Below are 24,262 nucleotides of genomic sequence, written 5' to 3'. Positions count from 1 at the left end.
CCGGATACACGAAGGGCACCGCGTTGTCACGCGATGCCCATACGTTTTCCCTGATATGGTTTCACCAAACCGGGATATGTCTCTTTTCGACCGTGCTTTTCCGCACTTCTTCAAATTGCGGAAAAGCCCTATCGTTTTGTTTCCTTACGCATTCCGAACGGAAAACCGCTACGCACTTTTCCTGGAAATGCTCAGATCAGCCCTTGGCGACAGCCGCAACTTCGGCAGCGAAGTCGCTTTCTTCCTTCTCGACGCCTTCGCCGAGCAGCAGGCGGGCCATGCCGGTAATTTCGATCGGGGCGCCGGCGGTCTTTTCAGCTTCCTTGAGGGCAGCACCGACCGTCAGGTCCGGGTTGATGACGAAAGCCTGCGAGAGAAGAGCGACTTCCTCGAAGAACTTGCGCATGCGGCCTTCGACCATCTTTTCGATGATGGCTTCCGGCTTGCCGGATTCGCGGGACTGCTCGATGAAGACGTTGCGTTCGCGCTCGGCGACGGCGGCGTCGACTTCTTCGGCGCGGATAGCCAGCGGGTTGGTAGCAGCGATGTGCATGGCGATCTGGCGGCCGATCGACGTCAGAACGGCCTTGTCGCCGACCGACTTCAGCGCGACCAGGACGCCGAGCTTGCCGATCCCATCGCCAGCAGCGTTATGGATGTAGGTCGCGACGACGCCGTGCTCGACTTCCAGCTTGGCCGCACGGCGGAGCGTCATGTTCTCGCCGATGGTGGCGATCGCGTCCTTGACGGCGTCGGTAACCGGCTTGCCGGATGCGGGATAGGTCGCAGCCGAAATGGCTTCGACCGTGCCGTCGGTGGACAGCGCAACTTCGGCGATGCCGCGAGCGAGGTCCTGGAAGGCGTCATTGCGGGCAACGAAGTCGGTTTCGGAGTTGAGCTCGACGACAACGGCCTTGTGACCGGCGCCGGCAATGGCGATCAGGCCTTCGGCGGCGGTGCGGCCGGACTTCTTGTCGGCCTTGGAGATGCCCTTGGCGCGCAGCCAGTCGATCGCGGCTTCGATATCGCCGTTCGTTTCGGTCAGCGCCTTCTTGCAGTCCATCATGCCTGCGCCAGACTTTTCGCGCAGTTCTTTCACCAGTGCAGCCGTAATCTCGGTCATAAGCTTCCTCTTGTCGGTTCATACGGTGCGGCAGAAGGCGTCTAGCCGATGCGGCACCGATTTGAGGGACGAAATGTACCCGTAAGTATGACAGCGTTATGAAGCTGCGTCATACTGTGGAATTCTTGATTGGAACAGGCCGGATCTATCGCCCGGTCCTTGCATTCCCAGAAAAAGAACAAGGCCGCTCGAACTCCTTGAAGTCGCGACGGCCTTGTCCCGGATGTCAATACGCTCGGGCGGACAGCCGCCCCTGGGCGCGATCAGGCTTCGGCGCCGTCCGCCAGGGTCGGCTCAACCGGAGCTTCTTCAGAAGCGCCGAGGTCACGGCCCGATGCGCTCTGCTGGCGAGCGATACCGTCGATGGCAGCGCGCGAGATCAGGTCGCAGTAAAGAGCGATGGCGCGCGAAGCGTCGTCGTTGCCCGGGATCGGATAGTCGATCAGGTCCGGATCGCAGTTCGAGTCGATGATGGCGACGACCGGAATGCCGAGGCGCTTGGCTTCGTCGATCGCGATCTTTTCCTTGTTGGTGTCGATGATGAACATCAGGTCCGGCGTGCCGCCCATGTCCTTGATACCGCCAAGGGCCTTGTCGAGCTTTTCGCGCTCGCGCTCGAGGTTCAGACGCTCTTTCTTGGTGAAGCCCTGGGCTTCGCCGGAGAGGATTTCGTCGAGCTTGCGCAGACGCTGGATCGAGTTGGAGATCGTCTTCCAGTTGGTCATCATGCCGCCCAGCCAGCGGGCGTTGACGTAGTACTGAGCCGAGCGCTTGGCGCTATCGGCGATCAGTTCGGACGCCTGACGCTTGGTGCCGACGAACAGAACGCGGCCGCCGCGGGCAACGGTGTCGCTGACAACCTGCAGGGCGCGGCTCAGCATCGGAACCGTCTGAGCGAGGTCGATGATGTGGATGTTGTTACGATCGCCGAAAATGTAGGGCTTCATCTTCGGATTCCAGCGATGCGTCTGGTGGCCGAAGTGAACACCAGCTTCCAGAAGCTGGCGCATAGAAAAATCAGGCAATGCCATGCCTTTGTCTCCTTTACCGGTTGAACCTCCGCAAGGCGAACAGCACCCTCTTCGAGAATGCCACCGGGCGGAACCATCCGGATTTCTCCCGGACAATCCCATGCCTTACGTGTGGAATGCGGGTGGCCATACATTCGATTCGCCGGGAATGCAAGGCTTGAGGGTCAAAATAGCCGATTCTTGTCGGCAACCGATCCCGCAACGGGTTATTGGCACGCCTTCGTACCGAGAACTTCAAGCTTGGTGAGCTTGCCAGTCAGCACGAAGTCGCCATAGTCCATGGTGAGGTCGCGCGTGATGCCGTTCTCATACAGCTTGAAGGACATACGGTAAACGGGCATGGCATCGCCAGCGGAGTTTTCGTTGAAATAAGCCACGGTCACCGGCCAGAAAGGCGTCTTGGAGAAGGCGCCAGCCTTGTCGGCATCCGGATCGTCGGTGGCCGGCGTCTGCTCCTTGCCAACGACGGTGGTGGCGATCAGCGGTTTGTCGCCGTCGTCGGACCCATCGAAAACCTGCGCCTCGAAGAAGTTCTTGCCGAGCTTGGCGTTGTGGATGATGTCGAGCATGTGCTCCGTCGGGAAACGGCTCTCGATGATCTGGACCTGCTTGTTCTGCGGCTGGGTGAGATCGACCTTGATGCCCTTCTGGTCATCGCTTGCGGCGCCGCGCACATCCTTGTCGAGCTGATTGTCGGTATAGGACTTGGTTTCGAAGCGGAACAGGCGCTTGCCGAGATCCTCGAAGGTCGTCGTCTGCTGGTCGCTGACGCGTGTGGAATCGCCGGTGTCGATCTTCGTCACGAAGCGGAAATTGGTGGTAAATCCGGTGCAATCCGAGCCTTCGAACTCATAGACCATGCGGCCGACCATGCCGGAAATGCCGGAGCGATCGGAGGCGTCCTTCAGTTCGAGATCATAAACGGCGCGATGCGCGATCAGCCCGCTCGGACCGGCGGCATAGGCTGCCGAAACGCCCAGGGACAGAATGCTCAGGCCCGAAATAACGGTAGCAGCAAGACTCGAGCGGAACATTCATTATCTCCTGTTGGACTCGCACGCGATGTTATAAGAACGCTTTCGGCTGAAACGAGGCTGCCGATCCCAAGTGACGGAATTTAGTCTTGATGCCGGATTTTTGAAGTTTTTACAACAAAACGGGAGATGAATAATGTCCGACGCTATTGAGGACCGCCTGAAAGAACTCGGCATCGTTCTGCCGCAGGCTGCCGCACCGGCCGCCAATTACGTTCCCTATGTCATCAGCGGCAATCTCCTTTATCTTTCGGGCCAGTTGCCGATGGAAAACGGCAAGATCGGCGTGACGGGCCATCTCGGCAAGGATGTCGATGTTGCGGCGGGAAGCCGCGCGGCCGAACTTTGCGCCATCAACATTCTCGCCCAGGCGAAAGCGGCTCTCGGCGGCGACCTCGGCCGGATCAAGCGGCTGATCAAGCTGAACGGCTTCGTCGCCTCGACACCCGATTTCGTCGAACAACACCTTGTGATCAACGGCGCCTCCAATCTTCTGGCAAACGTATTGGGCGAAGCCGGCAAGCATGCCCGCGCCGCCGTCGGCATGGCAGCCCTGCCGCTGAATGCCGCCGTCGAAATCGATGCCCTTCTGGAAATCGCATGATGAGCAAGCTTGCCTGGCTGACCGAGCGTCCCGTCGCTCACCGCGGCTATCATGATATGAACAAGGAAGTCTGGGAGAATACGCTCTCGGCCTTCAGCCGCGCCATCGAGGCGGGCTTTGCCATCGAGTGCGACCTGCATTACGCCTCGGACGGCGTTCCCGTGGTCTTCCATGACGACGACCTCCAGCGCGTCTGCAACCTGCCGGGCGATGTACGGGAGCGCACCTCCGGCGAGCTCGGTCTGCTTTCGGTCGGTGGTACCAAGGACAAGGTCCCGACGCTGAAGCAGCTGCTGCAGCTTTGCGAGGGAAAAGTGCCGCTGGTGCTGGAACTGAAAGGGCGCGAAGGCGATGACGAGGGGTTCGCGGAATCCGTGCTCGAAGTGCTTGAAGGCTATAAAGGGCATGTGGCGCTGATGAGCTTCGACCAATGGCTGCTGAAGGACCTCAAGGCGCTGGAAGCGCCCTACCCTGTGGGACTGACGGCTGAAGGAAACAAGGCCGAGACATTTTTTCAGCATGACGAAGCCATGCATCTTGGGCTAGACTTCATTTCGTACTTCTATGGCCACCTGCCGAACCCCTTCATCACGGCGCAGCGCCAGCGCGGCATTCCGGTCATCACCTGGACCGTGCGCGACGAAGCGGCCCGCAAACATACATTTGCCAATGCAGACCAGATGACCTTCGAAGGTTTCGATCCGCGCCAAGCCTCATAAATCGGCATCGATTGAAGGAGAGGCTTTGCGCAACGCCAAATTCTGCTGCGCCTGACACGCATCCTCAGGATGGAGGCGCAGCGGCAAGAGCCCTGCCCTTCCTTCTTTGCGCAAGAGTTTGATGACAGACGAATTATCCATTCGAGTCGAACGATCCTTCAAGAATATCGCTCCGGAGAGCTGGTCCAAGCTGGCCGGAACGTCCACAGCCGGCAGCATCCTGCCCTACAATCCCTTTGTCTCGCATGCCTTTCTCTCATCGCTTGAGGAGTCCGGCTCGGCGACCGACAGGACCGGCTGGCTCGGCAATCATCTGCTGTTGGAAACAGAGGACGGTGAGTTGCTCGGTGCCGTCGCCGGTTACCTCAAGAGCCACAGTCAGGGCGAATATGTCTTCGACCATGGCTGGGCCGATGCCTTCGAGCGCGCCGGCGGCCGCTACTATCCGAAACTTCAATGCTCCATTCCCTTCACGCCCGCCACCGGGCCTCGGCTGCTGGTTGCCGAGGGACAGGATAGGAGCGTGCTGCAGCCGGCGCTCGCCGAAAGCCTCAAGGAGGTCACCCGGCAGCTCGGCGTTTCCTCAGCGCATATCACCTTCCTGCCGGAAGATGAGGTTTCGGTTTTCGAAACCGACGGCTATCTGCATCGAACCGACCAGCAGTTCCACTTCATCAACGAGGGCTATGCCGATCACGACGCCTTCCTGGAGACGCTGGCGTCACGCAAGCGCAAGGCGCTGAAGAAAGAGCGCCGCGCGGCGGTCGAGCATGGCATCACCATCGACTGGCTAACCGGCAGCGATCTCACCGAAAATATCTGGGATCAATTCTTCGCTTTCTATATGGATACGGGCAGCCGCAAATGGGGGCGGCCCTATCTCACCCGTAAATTCTATTCCCTCATCGGCGAGCGCATGCCCGACGACATCCTGCTTATCATGGCCAAGCGCGATGGCCGCTATATTGCCGGCGCCATCAACTTCATCGGTGGGGAGACGCTGTACGGGCGGCACTGGGGCTGCATCGAGGATCATCCCTTCCTGCATTTCGAGGTCTGCTATCACCAGGCAATCGATTTTGCGCTCAGCAAGGGGCTGAAGCGCGTGGAAGCCGGGGCGCAGGGCGAACACAAGTTGGCACGCGGCTATCTTCCCGTCATCACGCATTCGGCGCATTATATCGGCCATCAGGGCCTGCGGCGCGCCGTTGCCGATTACCTGAAGCATGAGCGGGAACAGGTGGAGGAGATGAGCGAAATTCTTACCGAGCACAGCCCCTTCCGCAAGGGTGAGCGGCAGGATATCTAACCGTTCGGCATAAACACAAACGCAAGACGAGGAGACCCTGGATGACCAGCCCCGCCTATGACGACAACAATATCTTCGCAAAGATCCTGAAAGGCGAGATCCCTTCCTACCGCGTCTACGAGGATGAGTACACCGTTGCCTTCATGGATGTCATGCCGCAGTCGCCTGGCCATACGCTTGTCGTCCCGAAGGCGCCCTCGCGCAATATTTTCGATGCCGATCCGGCTGCATTGCAGCAGGCGATCATCGTAGTACAGAAGATCGCTGTCGCAGTTCGGGAAGCCTTCGACGCGGACGGCGTCTATATCGCGCAGTTCAACGAGCCCCCGGCGGGACAAACCGTCTTCCATCTGCATTTCCACGTTATCCCGCGCATCGAGGGCGTCGCGCTGAAGCCGCATTCGGGCAAGATGGAGGATGGCGCTGTGCTGGCGGAAAATGCCAGAAAGATCATCGAAACGCTGGCCTGATGGACTGAGCTCCTCAAGTCTTTCCTGAGGCTTTCTTCATAACCATATAAAAACGGCTGCATTACCTCTAACGCAGCCGTTGCATTTTTCTCATATCATCGGTCGGTGATTACTTCCGCGGAACCTTCGGAACCGTGCCGCCGCCCTTGCGCGGCGACTTGCCTTCGGACTCGTCACTCGATGTGGGGGCCTTGGCAGAGCGCCGGCTATCCGCTGCCGTCGCAGCCTTGCCGACGCGGCTTCTGGCCTTCACCGTAGTGTCGCCATCATCCTCTTCCACCTCGGCAGGCACGTCGCCCACCTCGGCTTCCGGCTTCGGCCGGATCGGAGCGGTGTCGGCGATCGCGTCGAGCAGAAGGCCGGTCGAGCCATCTTCCTTCGTGCCAACCGTGACAGTGACGACGCCACCCTTCTTCAGCTTGCCGAAGAGGATTTCGTTCGCCAACGGCTTCTTGATGTTTTCCTGAATGACGCGCGCCAGCGGGCGGGCACCCATCTTATCGTCGTAGCCCTTCTCGGACAGCCATGCGACGGCATCTTCATGCAGATCGAAGGTCACGTTCCGCTCGGAAAGCTGAGCTTCCAGCTGCATGATGAACTTCTGCACGACCTTGTGGATGACGGTCGTCGGCAGCGGTGCGAAGGGAATGACCGCATCCAGACGGTTGCGGAATTCCGGCGTGAACAGGCGGTTGAGCGCCTCTTCATCCTCGCCCGTACGCTTGGACGAGCCGAAACCGATGGCGGCCTTGGCCATTTCCGAAGCGCCTGCATTGGTCGTCATGATCAGGATGACGTTGCGGAAGTCGATCTTTTTGCCGTTGTGGTCGGTCAGCGCACCATGGTCCATGACCTGCAGCAGGATATTGAAGATATCCGGATGCGCCTTCTCGATTTCGTCTAGCAGAACCACACTGTGCGGATGCTGATCGACGCCATCGGTCAGCAGGCCGCCCTGATCGAAGCCGACATAGCCGGGAGGTGCGCCGAGCAGACGGGAAACCGTGTGGCGCTCCATATATTCCGACATGTCGAAGCGCAGCAGCTCGACGCCGAGCGAGGACGCAAGCTGCTTGGCGACCTCGGTCTTGCCGACGCCGGTGGGGCCTGAGAAGACGTAGCAGCCGATCGGCTTGTTCGGTTCGCGCAGGCCGGCACGGGCGAGCTTGATCGAGGTCGATAGTGCTTCAATCGCGGTATCCTGACCGTAGACGACCGAACGCAGCTCCTGTTCGAGATTGGCGAGAACCATCTCGTCATCCTTGGAAACCGTCTTCGGCGGAATGCGGGCCATGGTCGCAATCGTCGCTTCGATCTCCTTTTCGGTGATCAGCTTGCGGCGCTTGGATGGCGGCAGCAGCATTTGGGCCGCACCCGTCTCGTCGATCACGTCTATCGCCTTGTCCGGCAGCTTGCGGTCGGAGATATACCGGGCCGACAGCTCGACAGCCGTCTTGATGGCGTCGTTCGAGTAGCGCAGGTGGTGATACTCTTCGAAATAGGGCTTCAGGCCCTTCATGATTTCGATGGCATCCTCGATGCTCGGCTCGTTGACGTCGATCTTCTGGAAGCGGCGGACGAGAGCCCGGTCCTTCTCAAAGAACTGACGATATTCCTTATAGGTAGTCGAACCGATGCAACGGATCGCGCCTGAGGAAAGGGCCGGCTTCAACAGGTTCGACGCATCCATCGCGCCGCCGGAGGTGGCGCCTGCACCGATGACGGTGTGGATTTCGTCGATGAACAGCACGGCGCCAGGATACTCCTCGAGTTCCTTGACTACCTGCTTCAGGCGTTCTTCGAAATCGCCGCGATAACGAGTGCCGGCAAGCAGCGTGCCCATATCCAGCGAGAAGATCGTGGCATCGGCCAAAGCTTCCGGAACCTTGCCCTCGACGATCCGCTTGGCAAGACCTTCGGCAATCGCCGTCTTGCCGACGCCGGGGTCACCGACATAGAGCGGGTTGTTCTTCGAGCGGCGGCACAGGACCTGGATAGTGCGATTGACCTCGGAGTTACGGCCGATCAGCGGATCGATCTTGCCGTTTTTGGCCTTCTCGTTGAGGTTGACGCAATAGGCCTTCAGCGCATCCTGCTGCTTCTTGCCATTGCCCTCCTCCTGCTCGCCGCGGGAGGTCGGCTTGCTTTCGGATTCGCTTTCCTCGGCGCCGCGCGGCGCGCGGGTCTGGGAGGAACCCGGGCGCTTGCCGATGCCGTGAGAGATATAGTTGACCGCGTCGTAGCGGGTCATTTCCTGCTCCTGCAGGAAGAAGGCAGCATGGCTTTCCCGCTCCGCGAAAATCGCGACGAGAACGTTTGCGCCCGTCACTTCCTCGCGGCCGGAAGATTGCACATGGATCACGGCGCGCTGGATGACGCGCTGAAAGCCGGAGGTCGGCTTCGAGTCCTCGTCATAGCCTGTGACTAGGTTTGAAAGTTCATTATCGACGTATTCAGTCAGAGTCTTACGGAGCGCGTCGAGATCAACATTGCACGCGCCCATGACAGCTGCGGCATCGGCGTCGTCTACCAGCGCCAAAAGCAGATGTTCCAGCGTGGCATACTCGTGATGCCGCTCGTTCGCGTAGGTCAGTGCCTGATGCAGCGCCTTCTCAAGACTAGGCGAAAATGTTGGCACGTTCAGATCCTCACTTCTTTTCCATAACACATTGCAGCGGATGCTGGTGCTGCCGGGCAAAATCCATCACCTGGCTCACCTTCGTTTCGGCTACTTCATATGTATATATCCCGCACTCGCCCACGCCGTGGTTGTGGACATGAAGCATGATGCGGGTGGCACTCTCGAGATCCTTTTGAAAGAAACGCTCCAGGATATGGATCACGAAGTCCATGGGCGTATAGTCATCGTTCAGAAGCAGCACGCGGTATAGATTGGGTTTCTTGGTTTTGGGCTTGGTGCGTGTAATCACCGAGGTCCCGCGATTTCCGTTGTCCCCGTTCCTTTCGCTATTGTTTTGCATCCGGATCGGCTCAGCGATCATTTCATTCATTCCTCAAATCATCCGGCAGAAGCTATCGCATTCCGACTTGGCACTGGGGGTTGGGCTCTTCATTTGGTCGGGCCGGATATCCGAACCTCTAACTTAGTTCATATTGGCGTGATTTTAAGCCCCTTGCGGGACACTGCAATCACAATTCGCTGACAAAGCGGGCTGCGGCCCAAAAAGTCGCTGCATATCCTCAACTCCGGTTCGGCGCGCCAAACGCAAAAGACCGGCCACGCATCGCGCAGCCGGTCTTTCCGGAAATTTTGCCTTTCGGCGAAAGTTTAAGCGGCGGTCGCCGTTGCTGCTGCCTTGCTGGTAGTCTTCGCTGCAGCCGCAACGGGCGCTTCGTAAGGCTTGTAGGCAGTCTTGGCGAGATCGGCGTACATTTCGCCAAGTTTGGTGGCTTCAGCGATGAAGTTTTCGTAGGAAGACTTCACATAGCTGCTCTGCAGTTCGAAGGCAGCTTCGAAGCTCTTCACGCCGGCGAGCGTTTCGAAGTGTGCGACGCCATCCTGGAAAGACTTCTTGGAATATTCAGCGGCTTCGGCCGCGATCGCCTGAAAACCCTTGGTGACATCGGAATAGCTCTTCAGCGCCGTGTCCATGGCTTCCTTGCCCTTCTTGTTCGCTTCATCGAAATTGAACATGCTTCTCCGTCCCTTGTTGGCCGGCCGACGACCGGTTTACAGGAGTAAAGTTAATTGCGATGCACAATTAGTCAAGTAGTCTTGTGCGACGCAATATCATCTTCAGATTGTGTTTTGCGCGGCGCTGCGCTGTTATCCCTTATCAGTGCGGCGCATCATTTTGTTTTTACTAAAATATATCATCACGCCTGCAACCACAGGCTTTCATTAAAATATTGTCATTTAGTCAGAAGAAGCCGGAAGGGATAGAACCGCGGCGAAATGATCAAATTGGCAACTGCCAAAGAAAAAGGCCGCATTTCAACGAAATACGGCCCGATTATTCGATCATTATACGAGATCGATGGAATCAGAGATCGACGTCCAGAATGGCCATCGAGAAATTATAGGAGCGGTCGCCATCTTCGTCGTCGATATAGACGACGCCCAGAAACTCTTCGCCGAGATAAACTTCCGCAGAATCGTTCTTGCGCGGCCGGGCCTTCACCACGACCTGCGGGTTGAACGTGCGCTTGAAATAGGCGTCCAGTTTCTTGATTTCTTCAGGCTTCACAATGCTTCTCCGTGAGGATCTCGGTTGGCCGCTTCTTGCATAGGAAAAGCGGCGGTGTAAAGACCGGAACCGCACATACCTCCCCAGCGACAGCGCACGCCTCCGAACGTCGGACTGGATTTTTCTAAATTCCCGCGCCCATGATCTGATCGACAACCAATTGTTCGGCCAAGAGCTGGTCCATCGAGCGCGAGGGTTCCGAGCACCCTGCTTCTCCCACCACCTTGGCCGGAACGCCGGCAACGGTCGTCTTGGCGGGCACCTCCTTCAACACCACCGAGCCGGCGGCAATGCGCGAGCAATGGCCGATCTGGATATTGCCGAGAATTTTTGCCCCCGCCCCGATCAATACGCCATGGGCGATCTTCGGATGGCGGTCGCTGCCCTCCTTGCCGGTACCGCCGAGCGTAACGCCGTGCAGGATCGAGACGTTGTCGCCGATGACGGCCGTCTCGCCCACGACGAGACCGGTTGCGTGATCGAGGAATATGCCCTTGCCGATGCGCGCCGCCGGGTTGATATCGGTCTGAAAGACGCTGGAGGAGCGGCTCTGCAGATAGAGCGCGAAATCGCGGCGGCCGCGATTATGCAGCCAGTGCGCCAAACGATGTGTCTGCAATGCATGGAAACCCTTGAAATAGAGGGCAGGCTCCAGGAACCGCAGGCAGGCGGGATCGCGATCGTAGACGGCCTGGATATCGACGCGCAGGATCGATCCCCATTCCGGCCAGTCGGCCAGCATTTCTTCGAATGTCTGCCGCAAAAGGATGGCTTGCATATCCGGATGGTCGAGCCGCTCGCAGATGCGATAGATGACGCATTCTTCCAGCGAACGATGATTGATGATCGTCGAATAGAGGAAGGCGGCAAGCAGGGGGTCCTTTTCGGCAGCGGCGCGTGCTTCCTCGCGCATGCTGTCCCAGATCGGGTCCATGACCTTCACCGCGCCCAAGCCTTCTACCTGGCGAATATCCGTTGCTGCGACCATTGGCGGTCTCCCGATTTTCTGTCAGGGGTGCATTATATAGAATAAATGCCACGCAAGACAAATGGGTTGATCGCACATGAATTTCGAGCATGACTTTGCCGGCGGTCTCATTCGCGCGACATGCAGCGATGCCATAGCCACGATTGCGATCAGCAACCCCGAGAGAAAGAATGCCGTGACGGCCGCCATGTGGCGCGCGATCCCGCAGGCCGTGCGCATTCTGACCGATGAAGCCCATGCGCATGTGATTGTTCTGCGCGGCACGGGTGCGGATTTTTCGGCCGGCGCCGACATCAGCGAATTCGACCGGGTTCGCAAGAATTCCGAAACGGCCGTGGCTTACGAGGCGCTGAACAGCCGGGCTTTCGAGGCAATTCGCCACTGCCGCGTGCCGACGATCGCCGCAATCCGCGGCATCTGCTATGGCGGGGGCTTTGGGCTTGCGGCGGCCTGCGATCTGCGGATCGCCGAAAAAGGCGCACGGTTTTCCGTCCCCGCGGCTCGCCTCGGCATCGCCTATCCCGCCGACGCCGTGCAGGACATCGTCAACGCGCTCGGGCCGCAGATGGCGAAGGTCACCTTGTTTACCGGTGCCCCTATGTCGAGCGAGAAGATGGTTGCCGCCGGCTTTCTTCTGGAGGAAGTCGAGACAAGCGTATTCGATCAGGAAGTATCCGCCCTCGTCCATGCAATCGCCGCCAATGCGCCGATTGCGCTGCACGCTTCGAAACTCGCGATCCGCGCCGTCATCGAGCAGGATAGCGATCTCTTGCGCGAGGCGGAGGTGATCGGCGCCGAGACGTTCGACAGCGCCGATTACGCCGAAGGCCGTGCCGCCTTTGCCGAGCGGCGGAAGCCTCGTTTCACCGGCAAGTGATTTCGAAACTTAGCGCTTATCCAAGCGCTGGTAAAACTCCAGAACCGCAGCCTTGAAGATCTTGTCGCCGACGGCGAGCATATGATCGCGGTTCGGAATGTCGATGGCTTCGGCGTTCGGCATCAGTGCTGCCAATTCCTGGCCGGAGCCTGCAATATCGTCCTTGGTGCCGACGGCGATCAGCGTCGGTGCTTCGATCTTCGCCAGATCGTCCGGCGAAGCCAGATCGCGCGAGCCCTGGATGCAGGCGGCAAGCGCCTGACGGTCGCTTTTCGTCTGTTCGGCAAAAGCGCGGAACATGCGTCCCCGCGCATGGGTGACATCATCGAGCGAAGGCGCAACCAGTGCTTCGGCAATCGGGTCCCAATCGCCGACACCTTCGACCATGCCGATACCGAGGCCGCCCAGCACCAGCGAGCGGACGCGATCAGGATGCGCGATCGCCATGAAGGTCGAAACCCGCGCACCCATGGAATAACCCATGACATGGGCTTCGGCGATGCCCAGATGATCGAGGAGTGCGACGGCATCCTCCGCCATGATCCAGGGATGGTAGACATCGGCATCATAGAGCTTGTCGCTCAAGCCGTGACCGCGATTGTCGATGGCGATCACACGGTAGCCGGCATCCCCCAGTGTCTTCAGCCAGCCGGGATTGACCCAATTGGTAATCGCCGTGGAAGCGAAGCCGTGGATCAGCAGCACCGGCGGACCGTTTGGATCTCCTTCGTCGAAAAAAGCGAGCTTCAATCCATCGCGGACGAAATGGAGCATCTTGGGAGCATTCAAATTCATGGTTTCGTCTTTACAAATTCGGGTCTGTCGGCGGCGGACCATATTTTATCGGCGATATCAAATGAACCCTGCGCTTGCGAAAATCTCTGCGTCAAGCCGGACTTTCGCACTACACAATCGGAAAGAAGGATTATAAAGAGGGGCTACCAAGTCTGGCGCAACATTCATGCCGCTCACGGCAAGACGCATTCGGAGATCATCATGGCCGGCCACAATATTCCCCATTTCCAGAACGACGGCGGACATCGCGTCATCGAAATCGGCGTGAAGGAATTCATGTGCACCGGCGCTTCGGTTCCCTATGATCATCCGCACATCTTCATCGATCTCGGCGATGAGAACGAGAAGGTCTGCTCCTACTGCTCGACGCTCTATCGCTACAATCCGTCGCTGAAGGCGGACCAGACGAACCCGGCCGGCTGCGTCTTCCATTTCAAGGCCGCATGACGCCATAACGTCCGATCGGACACAAGAAAATGCCGATCAAGACAGCCGCGATCATCGGCGCCGGAATAGCTGGATTGACGGCGGCGCTGGCGCTGGCGCGGCATGGCATTGCCTCCGACATTTTCGAACAGGCAGATGTGCTGACCGAGGTCGGCGCCGGCCTGCAGATTTCGCCGAATGCCTCCCGCATCCTCGATACGCTCGGCGTTCTCGATAGGCTTCGGTCGGTCTGGCTGGAGCCGGAGGAAATTCGGCTCGTCTCCGGCTCCTCCCTGCGTCCCGTCGCGTCCGTTCCCTGCGGCAGTTTTGCGAGGGATCGATGGGCGGCTCCCTATGGCGTTGCACATCGCGCGACCCTGCAAAAGGCGCTCCTCCATCTGGTGGCGGGCGATGCCTTATGCAGGCTGCATCTCGGCCGGCGCATCGACATCAAGAACAAGCAGGCACTGGAAGAGATTACCGGCAGACAGTTTGATGTCGTCATCGGTGCCGACGGCGTATGGTCGAAGGCGCATGCGATGGTGCCTGGCGCGCCCGCGCCGCTCTTCTCGGGCAATATTGCCTGGCGCTTCTCCATTGAAGAGACCGCAGCCCCTTCCGTCCTGAGCAAGACAAGCGTTACCGCCTTCCTCGGACCGTCGAGCCATCTCGTCTGCTATCCCATTCGGGAAAATGCCACCTTCAATATCGTCGCGATCGTCTCCGGCAGCAGCGCCAGCCGCCATTGGGGCGCAGCCGGCAACAAAACGCAGTGCGAGCAGATGCTGCGCGGCTTTTCCGACTGGAGCGGTGCGATCCTGCAAATGCTCGAAGCCCAGGAGCAGGCCAGCTTTTGGCCGCTTTACGAGATCAAGGAAGGCCGATGGCACAATGGCAGCGATACGATCCTGATAGGGGACGCTGCGCATGCGATGATGCCATTTGCGGCTCAGGGCGCGGCCATGGCGATAGAGGACGCCTTCGAACTTGCTGGCATGCTTTCGGGACGCACGCCCGCCGAAGCGTTCGAACTTTATGAGAAGCATCGAGCCCCGCGGATATCCCGCCTGCGCCAGCGCGCCGCCTTCAATCGGTTTGCCTATCACGCGCGCGGCCCCATCCGTCTGGCGCGCGACCTCGTCCTCTCGCTGCGCCCGCCGCAAAGCCTTGCGGCGGACATGGACTGGATCTACGGCTATCGCGCCATCGGCTGATCAGGCCTGCCGGACGGCAGCAAAGCCCTTTTCGATATCTGCCTTGATGTCGGTGACGTCTTCCAGGCCGATTTGCAGCCGGATGACCGGTCCCTCCGTCGGAGCCTTGGTGACGCGCCGGTCATTGAGGTTGACTTGCAACGCGAGGCTCTCGAAGCCGCCCCAGGAATAGCCGAGACCGAAAATACGCAGGGCATCCAGGAAGGCATGCGCCTTCGCTTTGAACTTTTGCGGATCGTCGACCGCCAGAACGAAAGAAAATATCCCGCTCGCGCCCTTGAAGTCGCGCTTCCACAAGTCGTGGCCGGGAAAGCTCGGCAAGGCCGGATGCAGCACGCGCGCAACTTCTTCCCTGCCCTCGAGCCATTGCGCAATCGCAAGCGCGCTTTCCTGGTGACGCTCCAGACGCACGCCCATGGTGCGCAAGCCGCGCAGGACCTGATAGGCATCGTCGGGCGCGCCACAGAGGCCGAGCTGCCCATGCGCGTCGATCAATTGCTTCCAATGCGACTCATTGGCCGAAACGGTTCCCATCAAAATATCGGAGTGGCCGGCCGGGTATTTCGTCACCGCATGAATGGAAACATCGACGCCATGGTCGAGCGGCTTGAAATAGAGCGGCGTCGCCCAGGTATTGTCCATGGTGACGACACAGCCATGACGATGAGCCGCGGCCGAAATCGCCGGAATATCCTGCATTTCGAAGGTGTTGGAGCCCGGCGCTTCGGTATGGACCAGCCGGGTGTTCGGTCTGATCAGCTGCTCGATGCCGGCACCCACCGTGGGATCATAATATTCGACTTCGATACCGAGGCGTTTCAGCATGGTATCGCAGAAGAATCGCGTGGGGCCGTAGACCGAATCGACGATCAAGGCATGATCGCCGGCGGATAGATAGGCAAGAAACGGCAGCGTAACTGCCGCGAGGCCGGAGGGAACGATCACCGTTCCAGCGGAGCCTTCCAGCGCATTCATCGCCTCGCAAAGCGCATCGGTGGTCGGAGTTCCGCGCGTCCCGTATGTGTATTTCTGGTCATGCGTTTCCATCACGCGCGCATTGGGAAACAATACCGTCGAAGCATGCACCACCGGCGGATTGACGAATCCATGGAAATCGAATGGCGAATTGCCCATGTGGGACAAACGCGTGTTGATGCCGGCGTTCTTCAGGAAATTGTCTTTGTCTTTCATGTCCGGATATGCCTTTGGCGCTGCGGGAAACTGGCTTTGTGGCGACCTAGCCCCGCCTGGTCAAGCCTGATCCTTCCACTGCGCTCACCTTATTCGAAGGCTAAAATAACGAAAATGAGAGACGAAACCGCATTTTAGTGCAGTTTTTTGGCAGAACATCGCACATTTTGGCGCCAAATGCCCGGTTTTCGGCCGCGACGAGCGAAAATGCCGAATAAATCCGCAATAATTGGGACAATCTCTTGACCGCTACACCTTTTACGACTGTGATAGCGTCACTCGCTCCGGGAAAGGAAGGAACATGGTTCCCCAGGGACCCTGCTTCGGAGACGATACTCTAACTATAAAACAAATAGACAAAGGTAGGGAAAATGAAAAAGTTTGCTCTCTCCGTATTCCTCGGAGCCGCAGCATTGGCTTACACCGTGTCCGGCGCGTCGGCTTCGACGCTCAGCGACGTGAAAGCCAAAGGCTTCGTACAATGCGGCGTGAATCCTGGCCTTCTCGGCTTCGCACAGCCAGATGCGTCCGGCAACTGGGCCGGCTTCGACATCGACTTCTGCAAGGCTGTGGCTTCCGCCGTATTCGGCGATCCGACCAAGGTGAAGTATACGCCTCTCAGCGCCAAGGACCGCTTCACCGCGCTGCAGTCCGGCGAAATCGACGTGCTTTCCCGTAACACCACCTGGACCATCAACCGCGACACGGCGCTCGGCCTCAAGTTTCGCCCCGTCACCTATTATGATGGCCAGGGCTTCATGGTCCGCAAGGAACTGAACGTGAAGTCGGCACTCGAGCTGTCGGGCGCCGCCATCTGCGTTCAGTCCGGCACGACGACCGAGCTGAATCTCGCCGACTATTTCAAGACCAACAACCTGCAGTACAATCCCGTTGTTTTCGACAAGCTGGAAGAGATCACGACAGCCTATGATTCCGGCCGTTGCGACGTGTTCACAACGGACCAGTCGCAGCTGTATGCCGTGCGCCTGACGTTGAAGAACCCGGACGACAACGTGATCCTGCCTGAGATCATCTCGAAGGAGCCGCTTGGCCCGGCCGTTCGTCAGGGTGACGACCAGTGGTTCAACATCGTCAGCTGGACGGCCTATGCGCTCGTGAACGCCGAAGAGTTCGGCATCACCCAGAAGAACGTCGATGAAATGAAGAATTCGGCCAACCCGGATATCAAGCGCTTCCTCGGCACCGAACAGGGCTCCACGATCGGCACCGACCTCGGCCTGACCAACGACTGGTCCTACAACATCATCAAGGGCGTCGGCAATTACGGCGAAATCTTCGAGCGTAATATCGGTACAAACAGCCCGCTGAAGATTGCTCGCGGCATCAATGCTCTGTGGAACAAGGGCGGCATCCAGTACGCACCTCCGGTGCGCTGAGACGCAAAGAGCCCAGGCCCTAACTTAAAGAGAGAGGCGGTTTCGCCTCTCTCCCCTCAAGAAAACAAGCCTGAAACGGGCATATTGGGGAAAATTTCTACATGGCAATTACTGCAAACTCGCCTGAAGGCGAGCGTTCGGCCTTATCGGCAGCGTTATACGACCCCAAGGTTCGGGGTATCTTCTACCAAGCGGTCACAATCATTATCCTTGTGGCCTTCTGCTGGTTCATCATTCGTAATACGGCTCGAAATCTGAGCGATCTGAACCGCGCCTTCGGCTTCGGCTTTCTCGAAGGTCGCTCCGGCTTCAACCTGGGCCAGGCTCTGATCCCCTACTCCAGCGATTCGACCAATATCACAGCACTTCTCGTTGGCCTGCTCAACACGCTTCTCATTTCGCTGGTGGGCATCGTCGCGGCAACAATCGTCGGCTTCATCGTCGGCATGGGAAGGCTTTCGCATAATTGGCTGATTGCAAAGCTATCGCAGGCCTATGTCGAAATCTTCCGCAATATCCCGCCGCTCCTGGTCATCTTCTTCTGGTACAGTGGCGTTCTCGTATTGCTGCCGCAGGCGCGTGAGGCCGTGCATCTGCCGTTCTCCAGCTATCTCAGCAACCGCGGACTTGCTTTCCCAAGCCCGATCTTCGGCGTGGGCATGTGGGCCGTGGGCATCGCATTTCTCCTCGCCCTAGCTGCGGTGTTCTTCGTCGCGCGCTGGGCACATAAGCGTCAGGCGGCCACCGGCCAGCAATTCCATACCATCTCGGTGTCGGTCGGCATCTTGATCGGCCTGCCGTTGCTGGTCTTCCTGGCGACGGGCATGCCGCTTTCCTTCGACTATCCCATTGCCGGCAAATTCAACCTGACGGGCGGCACGGTGATAAGTCCCGAGTTCCTCGCGCTTTTCCTTGCCCTTTCCCTCTACACCGCGTCCTATATTGCCGAGATCGTTCGCGCCGGCATTCGCGGCGTACCGAAGGGGCAGTCGGAAGCGGCGGGCGCACTCGGTCTGCGGGCGTCAGCCATCAACAGGCTAATCGTCATTCCACAGGCAATGCGCATCATCATTCCGCCGCTGACGAGCCAATATCTCAACCTCATCAAGAACTCGTCTCTTGCCATCGCCATCGGCTATGCGGATGTCGTCGCCGTCGGCGGCGTGATCCTCAACCAGTCCGGCCGCGCCGTCGAAATCGTCATCATCTGGATGATCATCTATCTCATCTTGAGCATCATAACATCGCTGTTCATGAATTGGTTCAACGCCAAGATGGCTCTGGTGGAGAGATAAGATGTCGAGCGTAGATCAACACTTCGTCAGCAAGACATTGCTTATGGCGCAGCCAGCACCGGCCGGCGAGAGAGGCGCGTGGCACTGGTTGAAAAAGAACCTGTTTGCCACGCCGAAGGACATCGTCCTGACCGTGATTGCTGTCGCCTTCCTTGCCTGGACGATACCGCATCTGGTCGACTGGCTGTTCGTAAACGCAGTCTGGAGCGGCACTGACCGCACATTCTGCGCCACTACGGTTCAGGGCGGAACACAGCCGGATGGCTGGAATGCCGCCTGCTGGGCCTTCGTTCGCGCCAAATTCGCGGTCTTCATGTTCGGTCTCTATCCGCCGGACGAGCGCTGGCGGCCGCTACTCGTCTGTATCCTGATGGTCGCCAGCTTCGTACCGCTGCTGATGCCGTCCGTTCCCAGGAAGGGATTGAACGCCGTCCTGGCATTCTTCGTGCTGCCGGTCATTTCGTTCTTCCTGCTTCATGGCGGTTTCGGCCTCGAGGTGGTCGAAACGGAAAGATGGGGCGGGCTGTTGGTGACGCTGGTGATCGCCTTCGTCGCGATCGCGGTCTCCTTCCCGTTTGGCATCCTGCTCGCACTAGGGCGCCGCTCGAAAATGCCTGTCGTGCGCATGCTTTGCGTGATCTTCATCGAAGTGATCCGTGGCGTGCCGTTGATCACGGTGCTGTTCATGGCGAGCTATATGCTGCCGCTGTTCATGCCGCAGGGCTGGACTGTCGACAAGCTGCTGCGCGCCGTCGTCGGCGTCGCGATCTTCACCTCGGCCTATATGGCCGAAGTCATCCGCGGCGGTTTGCAGGCGATACCGAAGGGCCAGTTCGAGGGCGCCGATTCGCTCGGCCTCGGCTACTGGCAGAAAATGCGGCTGATCATTCTGCCGCAGGCGATCAAACTGGTCATTCCCGGCATCGTCAATACCTATATCGGTATGTTCAAGGATACGTCGCTGGTTGCGATCATCGGCATGTTCGACCTGCTCGGCATCGTCCGCCAGAACTTCGCGGATGCCAATTGGGCGACTGCGGTGACCCCCGTAACGGGACTTGTTTTCGCCGGCTTCGTTTTTTGGCTGTTCTGCTTTGGCATGTCGCGCTATTCAGGTTTCGTGGAACGCCATCTCGACACCGGCCACAAGCGATAAAATTGAGGGAAATACAAAATGGCTGAAGCCCAATCGAAAAAAATGACGGTTTCCGAGACCGAGGTCGCGGTGAACATGATCAATATGAACAAGTGGTACGGCGATTTCCACGTGCTGCGCGATATCAACCTCAAGGTCATGCGCGGGGAGCGCATCGTTATTGCCGGCCCGTCCGGCTCGGGTAAATCGACGATGATCCGCTGCATCAACCGCCTGGAAGAACATCAGAAGGGCCAGATCATCGTCGATGGCGTCGAGCTCACCAACGATCTGAAGAAGATCGACGAGGTGCGCCGCGAAGTCGGCATGGTGTTCCAGCACTTCAACCTCTTCCCCCACCTGACCATTCTGGAGAACTGCACGCTGGCGCCGATCTGGGTGCGCAAGATGCCGAAGAAGCAGGCGGAAGAGATCGCCATGCACTTCCTCACCCGCGTCAAGATCCCGGAACAGGCAAAGAAATATCCCGGCCAGCTTTCCGGCGGCCAGCAGCAGCGCGTGGCGATCGCCCGCTCGCTCTGCATGAACCCGAAAATCATGCTGTTCGACGAGCCGACTTCGGCCCTCGACCCCGAAATGATCAAGGAAGTGCTCGACACCATGGTCGGCCTTGCCGAAGAAGGCATGACGATGCTGTGCGTGACGCACGAAATGGGATTTGCCCGCCAGGTCGCCAACCGCGTCATCTTCATGGACCAGGGCCAGATCGTCGAACAGAATTCACCAAGGGAATTCTTCGACAATCCGCAGCATGAGCGCACAAAGCTCTTCCTCAGCCAGATCCTGCACTGATTTGGAATGGATTGAATGAACGGGACCCGCCGCTGCATCGCAGCCGGCGGGTTTTTCACAGGCCTTGATCCATGCGCCGACAAGCCGTCAGCGTAGCGGCAAAGCGTAGGTCTGCTTGACGATCTGGCTCGGCACGTCGGTCTTGACGTTCTGAATGCCATTGACTTTCGTCAGATGCGTGGACTGGAACTGTCTGTAGTCGTCGAGATCGGAAACAGCGACGCGCAGCAAGGCGTCGCTCTCGCCCAGCATGATGTAGCATTCCATCACTTCGGGCAGCTTCTTCATGGCAGCGATGAAGCGATCGATCGTCTCCGCGTCCTGAGCGACCAGCCAGACGCGAGCAAACATCGAGAGCGGTAGACCCGCCTTGACCGGATTTACCACGGCGACATAGCGATCGATAATGCCGGCGTCCTCGAGGAGTTTGACGCGCCGCAGGCACGGCGATGGAGAGAGCCCGACCTCCTTTGCCAGTTCCACATTTTGAATCCGCCCGTTGCGCTGCAGCGCCCGCAGGATACGCCTGTCGATTTCATCCAGCCGCATTGGCATTTCCGATCGATAAAACAGATTTTGTGACCTTCAATGCCAATTATGAGATGAAAATTAGCATTTTCGCAAGCCGATTGTGCTGGAAAACTCCTAGGCTTCCATCCATGGAAAACGCCAATCTGCTCCTTTTTGCAGCCACGGTCCTGCCCCTTATCTGCACGCCCGGGCCGGATATCATGTTCGTGGCATCGCAGACGATCTCCGGCGGCGCCATTGCCGGGCTACGTTCGACGGCCGGTATCTGCATCGGCTACATCGTCCACTCCACGCTGGCTGCCCTCGGCGTGGCAACCTTCGTCATCGCCTTCCCCATTTTGTTCATGCTGCTGCGCTGGATCGGCATCGCTTATCTCGCCTATCTGGCGGCCCGCCTCATAAGCTCTTCGCTGAAGGCTGGCGAGATCACACCGGTATCCAGAATTGCGACACGTGGATTTCGGCGCGGCTTTCTGACCTCTGTCCTCAATCCCAAGGGCATGATGATCTATTTCGCCATCCTGCCGCAGTTCATCAACCACGGTGGAAACATAGCGCTGCAGGCATCCCTGCTGTCATCCATATTCATCGGGCTCTGCGCGATCGTCGATGTTCTCCTCAGCCTCGTCCTCGCCGCGATCGGATCACGCGCCGGTTTCAGCGATCGTCATCGGCGTTGGGTCGAAGGTGTCGCAGGCTGTCTCCTTCTGATTGCCGCCTGGCAATTGGCAGCGTAAGCAAGCCCTGTAGCTCTTCCTAGAAAAGGCGCTATACTCCTTGCCGCCGCGAATAATGCGGAGTTCACGAGACGTCGGGGGAAGCGGCCGTGAAAAAAAGCGACAGAATCATCGGCGGACTGGCGCTTCTGAGCGCGGCCATCATCGTCATCAAACTGGCCGGAGCCATGTACGGCTACGACCTAGTCCAGATGGCGGTCGATGCCACGAGACCAAAGGATGCCGGTGGCTGGCCAGGAGTAACCAATTAGAAGAAAGCGCTTCGCATAGCCGATCAACGTCATTTCGGCCTAAAAGTGTTTCCTATGTCTCAGGTACGTTCCGTTACCTATGTCTCCGGGCTGGACACAAATAGGTTTTGGCGACCCCTGCAGGATTCGAACCTGCGACCACATGCTTAGAAGGCAAGTGCTCTATCCAGCTGAGCTAAGGGGCCGTAAGGCCTAGCCGCACCCTACGTGCGGCTGGCAACACATGCCTGAAACCGACACCAAACTCAACGGGCGGCGTTCAATAAGTGCCTGGCTTCAATGGGTCCAGGGCTGGATGCGGTTGAAGCGGAAATTGTCGGAATAGGACACCGTCTGCCGGATCGGATCCTTCGGCGGGATGACGCGGTATTCGATGCCGTTGCGCTTGGCGTAGTCTTCGGCCTGCTCTTGCGTCTCGAAGGTCAGCTTGAGCTGCTGGCGCATATCGCCCGATGACGTATAGCCCATGATCGGATCGATCTTGCGCGGCGTTTCCGGGTCGAACTCCAGAACCCAGATATTGGTCTTGGCCTTGCCGGACTGCATGGCGGTCTTTGCAGGACGATAAATCTTGGCAGGCATTGCTGCAGCGCCTCCGAATCAAGCGGGAATGATCCGCTTTCTTGCTTCTTTTGCATTGATGCGGTCCATGAGGGCCGCGCGAACACGACTTTTGCTTAGCCGCGAATCCCTTTGTTTTCAAGCAAAAAGGCAGCCGGGAAAAGTGCGAATTCAGCGATATCGATGAGGGATTTTAAATGGTCGGAGTGGAGAGATTCGAACTCCCGACCCTCTGGTCCCAAACCAGATGCGCTACCAGACTGCGCTACACTCCGTACCGTCAGCATGACCAAAACGAGGTCATGAGCTGATTTCCGCACCGCCGAACGCCAAGTCCTGCGGAACGAGTGGGGAGATACACGGTTCATCTCCTCGCTGCAACAGGTAAAATCTCGCCTGGCAGATCTTCCCCGACGAAATTTTACCTGCGAAGCTTTGCCGAAATGGTGGCGCTCGTCACCTTGTCGCCGACGGCGAGCCCCAGTTTCTCGACCACTCCGCCGTTCAGCTCGATGACATAGGCGACCGGCCCGCCGGAACTGATGATCGCTTCGGAATAAGGCACGGCGTTTTCCTGGATATGGGTGACGACGCCTTCCTGATCCAGAAACAGCATGTCGAGCGGCAGTTTCGTGTTCTTCATCCACATCATGACGGGCCGCGGCGTACCGAAATCGAACAGCATGCCGTGATCTGCCGGCATCTTGTCACGATACATCAGGCCGAACTCGAGCTGCGGCGGCGTCAACGCCAGTTCCACGGTGAATTTATGCGTCTGGCCCTTGGATGATGCAATCGAAAGCGGTTCCGAATCGAAGGCCATCGACTGCTGTCCCGCGGTCTGCGCCGCGAAGGACGCAGGGATTGCGGCCCCAACGAGAAAAAGCGCCAAAATGGCGCTTTTCAAAATTCCGAGAAAACCGGCTTTGCTCATATCAGTGCGGCCGCGTAACCGGGCTCGGCGTATCCGGATGGATTTCGGCCGCCATCAAGCCCTTTTCGCCCGGTCCGAAGCGGACGAGCACCACCTGCCCCGGCCGCAGCTCAGCCAGACCGAAGCGACGCAGCGTTTCCATATGCACGAAGATATCCTCCGTGCCCTCGCCGCGCGTCAGGAAGCCGAAGCCCTTGGTGCGGTTGAACCACTTGACCAGCGCGCGTTCAAGGCCGCTCGTCGCCGTCACCTGCACATGTGTGCGCACGGGCGGCATCTGCGAGGGATGCACGGCGGTCGATTGATCCATGGAGAGGATCTTGAAGGCCTGATAGCCGCGCTCCCGGCGCTGGATCAGCGCAACGATGCGGGTTCCCTCGAGAATCGTCTGATAACCGTCACGGCGCAGACAGGTCACATGCAGCAGTACGTCCTGCATGCCATTGTCAGGCACGATAAAACCGAAGCCCTTGGCGACATCGAACCATTTGACAACGCCTGAGATTTCGATGAGCTCGACGGTATCGCCCGACATCTCCTCGAAGTCGACAACTCCCTTCGATGAAATTCTGTCACCCATCCTAGCCAGCCCTCGATTACGCGTCACGCTGTTACGGTT

At 58.5% G+C, this 24,262-nt stretch carries 27 protein-coding genes and 2 tRNA genes; 13 read left to right on the top strand and 16 right to left on the bottom strand.

Annotated features, from left to right (window positions below; translation table 11 throughout):
* Positions 1-196: 196 nt before the first annotated feature.
* From tsf to C7U61_RS09070, 3 genes are all read right to left on the bottom strand, one after another.
* On the bottom strand, positions 197-1,123 hold the full coding sequence (gene tsf / locus C7U61_RS09080) for a translation elongation factor Ts (RefSeq protein ID WP_106997779.1): 927 nt from the start codon (positions 1,121-1,123) through the stop codon (positions 197-199).
* 263 nt (positions 1,124-1,386) lie between these two features.
* A complete protein-coding gene (gene rpsB / locus C7U61_RS09075; protein ID WP_106997778.1) occupies positions 1,387-2,154 on the bottom strand; it encodes a 30S ribosomal protein S2 in 768 nt (255 codons plus the stop codon).
* A 206-nt stretch (positions 2,155-2,360) separates the two neighbouring features.
* Positions 2,361-3,188, bottom strand: coding sequence for a cell envelope integrity EipB family protein (locus C7U61_RS09070; protein ID WP_106997777.1), 828 nt, complete (start codon positions 3,186-3,188; stop codon positions 2,361-2,363).
* A gap of 136 nt (positions 3,189-3,324) precedes the next feature.
* On the opposite strand from C7U61_RS09070, the gene C7U61_RS09065 reads away from it, so the two are divergent.
* From C7U61_RS09065 to C7U61_RS09050, 4 genes are all read left to right on the top strand, one after another.
* Positions 3,325-3,792: a RidA family protein gene (locus C7U61_RS09065; RefSeq protein ID WP_106997776.1), complete on the top strand. Its 468-nt coding sequence runs from the start codon at positions 3,325-3,327 to the stop codon at positions 3,790-3,792.
* Positions 3,792-4,511 (top strand): glycerophosphodiester phosphodiesterase, encoded by a 720-nt coding sequence (locus C7U61_RS09060; RefSeq protein WP_106997940.1) that lies wholly within the window; start codon positions 3,792-3,794, stop codon positions 4,509-4,511. Before C7U61_RS09065 ends, C7U61_RS09060 begins: the two co-directional genes overlap by 1 nt.
* A 121-nt stretch (positions 4,512-4,632) precedes the next feature.
* Positions 4,633-5,820: a GNAT family N-acetyltransferase gene (locus C7U61_RS09055; RefSeq protein WP_106997775.1), complete on the top strand. Its 1,188-nt coding sequence runs from the start codon at positions 4,633-4,635 to the stop codon at positions 5,818-5,820.
* 41 nt (positions 5,821-5,861) lie between these two features.
* Complete coding sequence (locus C7U61_RS09050; protein ID WP_106997774.1) at positions 5,862-6,290, top strand: HIT family protein; 429 nt, start codon at positions 5,862-5,864, stop codon at positions 6,288-6,290.
* A 109-nt stretch (positions 6,291-6,399) separates the two neighbouring features.
* Here C7U61_RS09050 and clpA read toward each other — a convergent pair whose 3' ends face one another.
* The 5 genes from clpA to cysE form a co-directional block, all read right to left on the bottom strand.
* Positions 6,400-8,928: an ATP-dependent Clp protease ATP-binding subunit ClpA gene (gene clpA / locus C7U61_RS09045; protein WP_106997773.1), complete on the bottom strand. Its 2,529-nt coding sequence runs from the start codon at positions 8,926-8,928 to the stop codon at positions 6,400-6,402.
* Between the two features lie 10 nt (positions 8,929-8,938).
* Positions 8,939-9,292, bottom strand: a complete 354-nt coding sequence (gene clpS / locus C7U61_RS09040) for an ATP-dependent Clp protease adapter ClpS (RefSeq protein WP_069612294.1) — start codon at positions 9,290-9,292, stop codon at positions 8,939-8,941.
* A 287-nt stretch (positions 9,293-9,579) separates the two neighbouring features.
* The gene (locus tag C7U61_RS09035) at positions 9,580-9,945 is read right to left on the bottom strand and encodes a phasin family protein (RefSeq protein ID WP_106997772.1); all 366 of its coding nucleotides are present in this window, start codon (positions 9,943-9,945) and stop codon (positions 9,580-9,582) included.
* Positions 9,946-10,294: 349 nt separating this feature from the next.
* Positions 10,295-10,498, bottom strand: a complete 204-nt coding sequence (locus C7U61_RS09030) for a DUF3126 family protein (protein WP_015339784.1) — start codon at positions 10,496-10,498, stop codon at positions 10,295-10,297.
* Between the two features lie 124 nt (positions 10,499-10,622).
* Positions 10,623-11,486 carry a serine O-acetyltransferase gene (gene cysE / locus C7U61_RS09025; protein ID WP_106997771.1) on the bottom strand — a complete coding sequence of 288 codons (864 nt, stop codon included), beginning with the start codon at positions 11,484-11,486 and terminating at the stop codon, positions 10,623-10,625.
* Between the two features lie 76 nt (positions 11,487-11,562).
* Between cysE and C7U61_RS09020 the strand changes: the two genes are divergently transcribed.
* Positions 11,563-12,363 (top strand): enoyl-CoA hydratase-related protein, encoded by an 801-nt coding sequence (locus C7U61_RS09020; protein WP_106997770.1) that lies wholly within the window; start codon positions 11,563-11,565, stop codon positions 12,361-12,363.
* 9 nt (positions 12,364-12,372) lie between these two features.
* On the opposite strand, the gene C7U61_RS09015 is transcribed toward C7U61_RS09020, so the two are convergent.
* On the bottom strand, positions 12,373-13,158 hold the full coding sequence (locus tag C7U61_RS09015) for an alpha/beta hydrolase (RefSeq protein ID WP_106997769.1): 786 nt from the start codon (positions 13,156-13,158) through the stop codon (positions 12,373-12,375).
* Between the two features lie 201 nt (positions 13,159-13,359).
* Here C7U61_RS09015 and C7U61_RS09010 point away from each other — a divergent pair, with 201 nt between their 5' ends.
* Both C7U61_RS09010 and C7U61_RS09005 read left to right on the top strand, forming a co-directional pair.
* Positions 13,360-13,605 (top strand): zinc-finger domain-containing protein, encoded by a 246-nt coding sequence (locus C7U61_RS09010; RefSeq protein WP_015339780.1) that lies wholly within the window; start codon positions 13,360-13,362, stop codon positions 13,603-13,605.
* Between the two features lie 29 nt (positions 13,606-13,634).
* Positions 13,635-14,798 (top strand): FAD-dependent monooxygenase, encoded by a 1,164-nt coding sequence (locus C7U61_RS09005; RefSeq protein ID WP_106997768.1) that lies wholly within the window; start codon positions 13,635-13,637, stop codon positions 14,796-14,798.
* On the opposite strand, the gene C7U61_RS09000 is transcribed toward C7U61_RS09005, so the two are convergent.
* Positions 14,799-15,989, bottom strand: coding sequence for a cystathionine beta-lyase (locus C7U61_RS09000; RefSeq protein WP_106997767.1), 1,191 nt, complete (start codon positions 15,987-15,989; stop codon positions 14,799-14,801).
* Positions 15,990-16,360: 371 nt separating this feature from the next.
* Between C7U61_RS09000 and C7U61_RS08995 the strand changes: the two genes are divergently transcribed.
* From C7U61_RS08995 to C7U61_RS08980, 4 genes are all read left to right on the top strand, one after another.
* Positions 16,361-17,386 carry an amino acid ABC transporter substrate-binding protein gene (locus tag C7U61_RS08995; RefSeq protein WP_106997766.1) on the top strand — a complete coding sequence of 342 codons (1,026 nt, stop codon included), beginning with the start codon at positions 16,361-16,363 and terminating at the stop codon, positions 17,384-17,386.
* Positions 17,387-17,487: 101 nt separating this feature from the next.
* Positions 17,488-18,681: an amino acid ABC transporter permease gene (locus C7U61_RS08990; RefSeq protein ID WP_106997765.1), complete on the top strand. Its 1,194-nt coding sequence runs from the start codon at positions 17,488-17,490 to the stop codon at positions 18,679-18,681.
* A gap of 1 nt (position 18,682) precedes the next feature.
* Complete coding sequence (locus tag C7U61_RS08985) at positions 18,683-19,837, top strand: amino acid ABC transporter permease (RefSeq protein ID WP_106997764.1); 1,155 nt, start codon at positions 18,683-18,685, stop codon at positions 19,835-19,837.
* 18 nt (positions 19,838-19,855) lie between these two features.
* Positions 19,856-20,629, top strand: a complete 774-nt coding sequence (locus tag C7U61_RS08980; protein WP_106997763.1) for an amino acid ABC transporter ATP-binding protein — start codon at positions 19,856-19,858, stop codon at positions 20,627-20,629.
* Between the two features lie 87 nt (positions 20,630-20,716).
* Here C7U61_RS08980 and C7U61_RS08975 read toward each other — a convergent pair whose 3' ends face one another.
* Entirely contained in the window at positions 20,717-21,184 is a 468-nt protein-coding gene (locus C7U61_RS08975; protein WP_181315825.1) for an Lrp/AsnC family transcriptional regulator, read from the bottom strand.
* 104 nt (positions 21,185-21,288) lie between these two features.
* Between C7U61_RS08975 and C7U61_RS08970 the strand changes: the two genes are divergently transcribed.
* Both C7U61_RS08970 and C7U61_RS19500 read left to right on the top strand, forming a co-directional pair.
* Positions 21,289-21,897: a LysE family translocator gene (locus C7U61_RS08970; protein ID WP_106997761.1), complete on the top strand. Its 609-nt coding sequence runs from the start codon at positions 21,289-21,291 to the stop codon at positions 21,895-21,897.
* An 89-nt stretch (positions 21,898-21,986) separates the two neighbouring features.
* Positions 21,987-22,148: a hypothetical protein gene (locus C7U61_RS19500; protein ID WP_181315824.1), complete on the top strand. Its 162-nt coding sequence runs from the start codon at positions 21,987-21,989 to the stop codon at positions 22,146-22,148.
* 108 nt (positions 22,149-22,256) lie between these two features.
* Here the strand turns inward: C7U61_RS19500 and C7U61_RS08965 are convergent.
* From C7U61_RS08965 to C7U61_RS08945, 5 genes are all read right to left on the bottom strand, one after another.
* A tRNA-Arg gene (locus C7U61_RS08965) sits at positions 22,257-22,333 on the bottom strand.
* Between the two features lie 91 nt (positions 22,334-22,424).
* Complete coding sequence (locus tag C7U61_RS08960) at positions 22,425-22,730, bottom strand: ETC complex I subunit (RefSeq protein WP_106997760.1); 306 nt, start codon at positions 22,728-22,730, stop codon at positions 22,425-22,427.
* 177 nt (positions 22,731-22,907) lie between these two features.
* Positions 22,908-22,984, bottom strand: a tRNA-Pro gene (locus C7U61_RS08955).
* Positions 22,985-23,130: 146 nt separating this feature from the next.
* Positions 23,131-23,643 (bottom strand): DUF192 domain-containing protein, encoded by a 513-nt coding sequence (locus C7U61_RS08950; protein WP_106997759.1) that lies wholly within the window; start codon positions 23,641-23,643, stop codon positions 23,131-23,133.
* A 1-nt stretch (position 23,644) separates the two neighbouring features.
* On the bottom strand, positions 23,645-24,223 hold the full coding sequence (locus C7U61_RS08945) for a cold-shock protein (protein ID WP_106997758.1): 579 nt from the start codon (positions 24,221-24,223) through the stop codon (positions 23,645-23,647).
* Positions 24,224-24,262: the final 39 nt, after the last annotated feature.

Origin of the sequence: Rhizobium sp. JAB6, from assembly GCF_003024605.1 — a bacterium.
GTDB lineage: Bacteria > Pseudomonadota > Alphaproteobacteria > Rhizobiales > Rhizobiaceae > Rhizobium.
The sequence above is the reverse complement of the archived record's forward strand: the minus strand, read 5'-3'. Positions and strand labels throughout refer to the sequence as shown.

Coding starts and splice junctions, on each gene's coding strand:
- tsf (WP_106997779.1), bottom strand. CDS start 1,123: ATGACCGAGATTACGGCTGCACTGGTGAAAGAACTGCGCGAAAAGTCT.
- rpsB (WP_106997778.1), bottom strand. CDS start 2,154: ATGGCATTGCCTGATTTTTCTATGCGCCAGCTTCTGGAAGCTGGTGTT.
- C7U61_RS09070 (WP_106997777.1), bottom strand. CDS start 3,188: ATGTTCCGCTCGAGTCTTGCTGCTACCGTTATTTCGGGCCTGAGCATT.
- C7U61_RS09065 (WP_106997776.1), top strand. CDS start 3,325: ATGTCCGACGCTATTGAGGACCGCCTGAAAGAACTCGGCATCGTTCTG.
- C7U61_RS09060 (WP_106997940.1), top strand. CDS start 3,792: ATGAGCAAGCTTGCCTGGCTGACCGAGCGTCCCGTCGCTCACCGCGGC.
- C7U61_RS09055 (WP_106997775.1), top strand. CDS start 4,633: ATGACAGACGAATTATCCATTCGAGTCGAACGATCCTTCAAGAATATC.
- C7U61_RS09050 (WP_106997774.1), top strand. CDS start 5,862: ATGACCAGCCCCGCCTATGACGACAACAATATCTTCGCAAAGATCCTG.
- clpS (WP_069612294.1), bottom strand. CDS start 9,292: ATGATCGCTGAGCCGATCCGGATGCAAAACAATAGCGAAAGGAACGGG.
- C7U61_RS09035 (WP_106997772.1), bottom strand. CDS start 9,945: ATGTTCAATTTCGATGAAGCGAACAAGAAGGGCAAGGAAGCCATGGAC.
- cysE (WP_106997771.1), bottom strand. CDS start 11,486: ATGGTCGCAGCAACGGATATTCGCCAGGTAGAAGGCTTGGGCGCGGTG.
- C7U61_RS09020 (WP_106997770.1), top strand. CDS start 11,563: ATGAATTTCGAGCATGACTTTGCCGGCGGTCTCATTCGCGCGACATGC.
- C7U61_RS09015 (WP_106997769.1), bottom strand. CDS start 13,158: ATGAATTTGAATGCTCCCAAGATGCTCCATTTCGTCCGCGATGGATTG.
- C7U61_RS09010 (WP_015339780.1), top strand. CDS start 13,360: ATGGCCGGCCACAATATTCCCCATTTCCAGAACGACGGCGGACATCGC.
- C7U61_RS09005 (WP_106997768.1), top strand. CDS start 13,635: ATGCCGATCAAGACAGCCGCGATCATCGGCGCCGGAATAGCTGGATTG.
- C7U61_RS09000 (WP_106997767.1), bottom strand. CDS start 15,989: ATGAAAGACAAAGACAATTTCCTGAAGAACGCCGGCATCAACACGCGT.
- C7U61_RS08995 (WP_106997766.1), top strand. CDS start 16,361: ATGAAAAAGTTTGCTCTCTCCGTATTCCTCGGAGCCGCAGCATTGGCT.
- C7U61_RS08990 (WP_106997765.1), top strand. CDS start 17,488: ATGGCAATTACTGCAAACTCGCCTGAAGGCGAGCGTTCGGCCTTATCG.
- C7U61_RS08985 (WP_106997764.1), top strand. CDS start 18,683: ATGTCGAGCGTAGATCAACACTTCGTCAGCAAGACATTGCTTATGGCG.
- C7U61_RS08980 (WP_106997763.1), top strand. CDS start 19,856: ATGGCTGAAGCCCAATCGAAAAAAATGACGGTTTCCGAGACCGAGGTC.
- C7U61_RS08975 (WP_181315825.1), bottom strand. CDS start 21,184: ATGCCAATGCGGCTGGATGAAATCGACAGGCGTATCCTGCGGGCGCTG.
- C7U61_RS08970 (WP_106997761.1), top strand. CDS start 21,289: ATGGAAAACGCCAATCTGCTCCTTTTTGCAGCCACGGTCCTGCCCCTT.
- C7U61_RS08960 (WP_106997760.1), bottom strand. CDS start 22,730: ATGCCTGCCAAGATTTATCGTCCTGCAAAGACCGCCATGCAGTCCGGC.
- C7U61_RS08950 (WP_106997759.1), bottom strand. CDS start 23,643: ATGAGCAAAGCCGGTTTTCTCGGAATTTTGAAAAGCGCCATTTTGGCG.
- C7U61_RS08945 (WP_106997758.1), bottom strand. CDS start 24,223: ATGGGTGACAGAATTTCATCGAAGGGAGTTGTCGACTTCGAGGAGATG.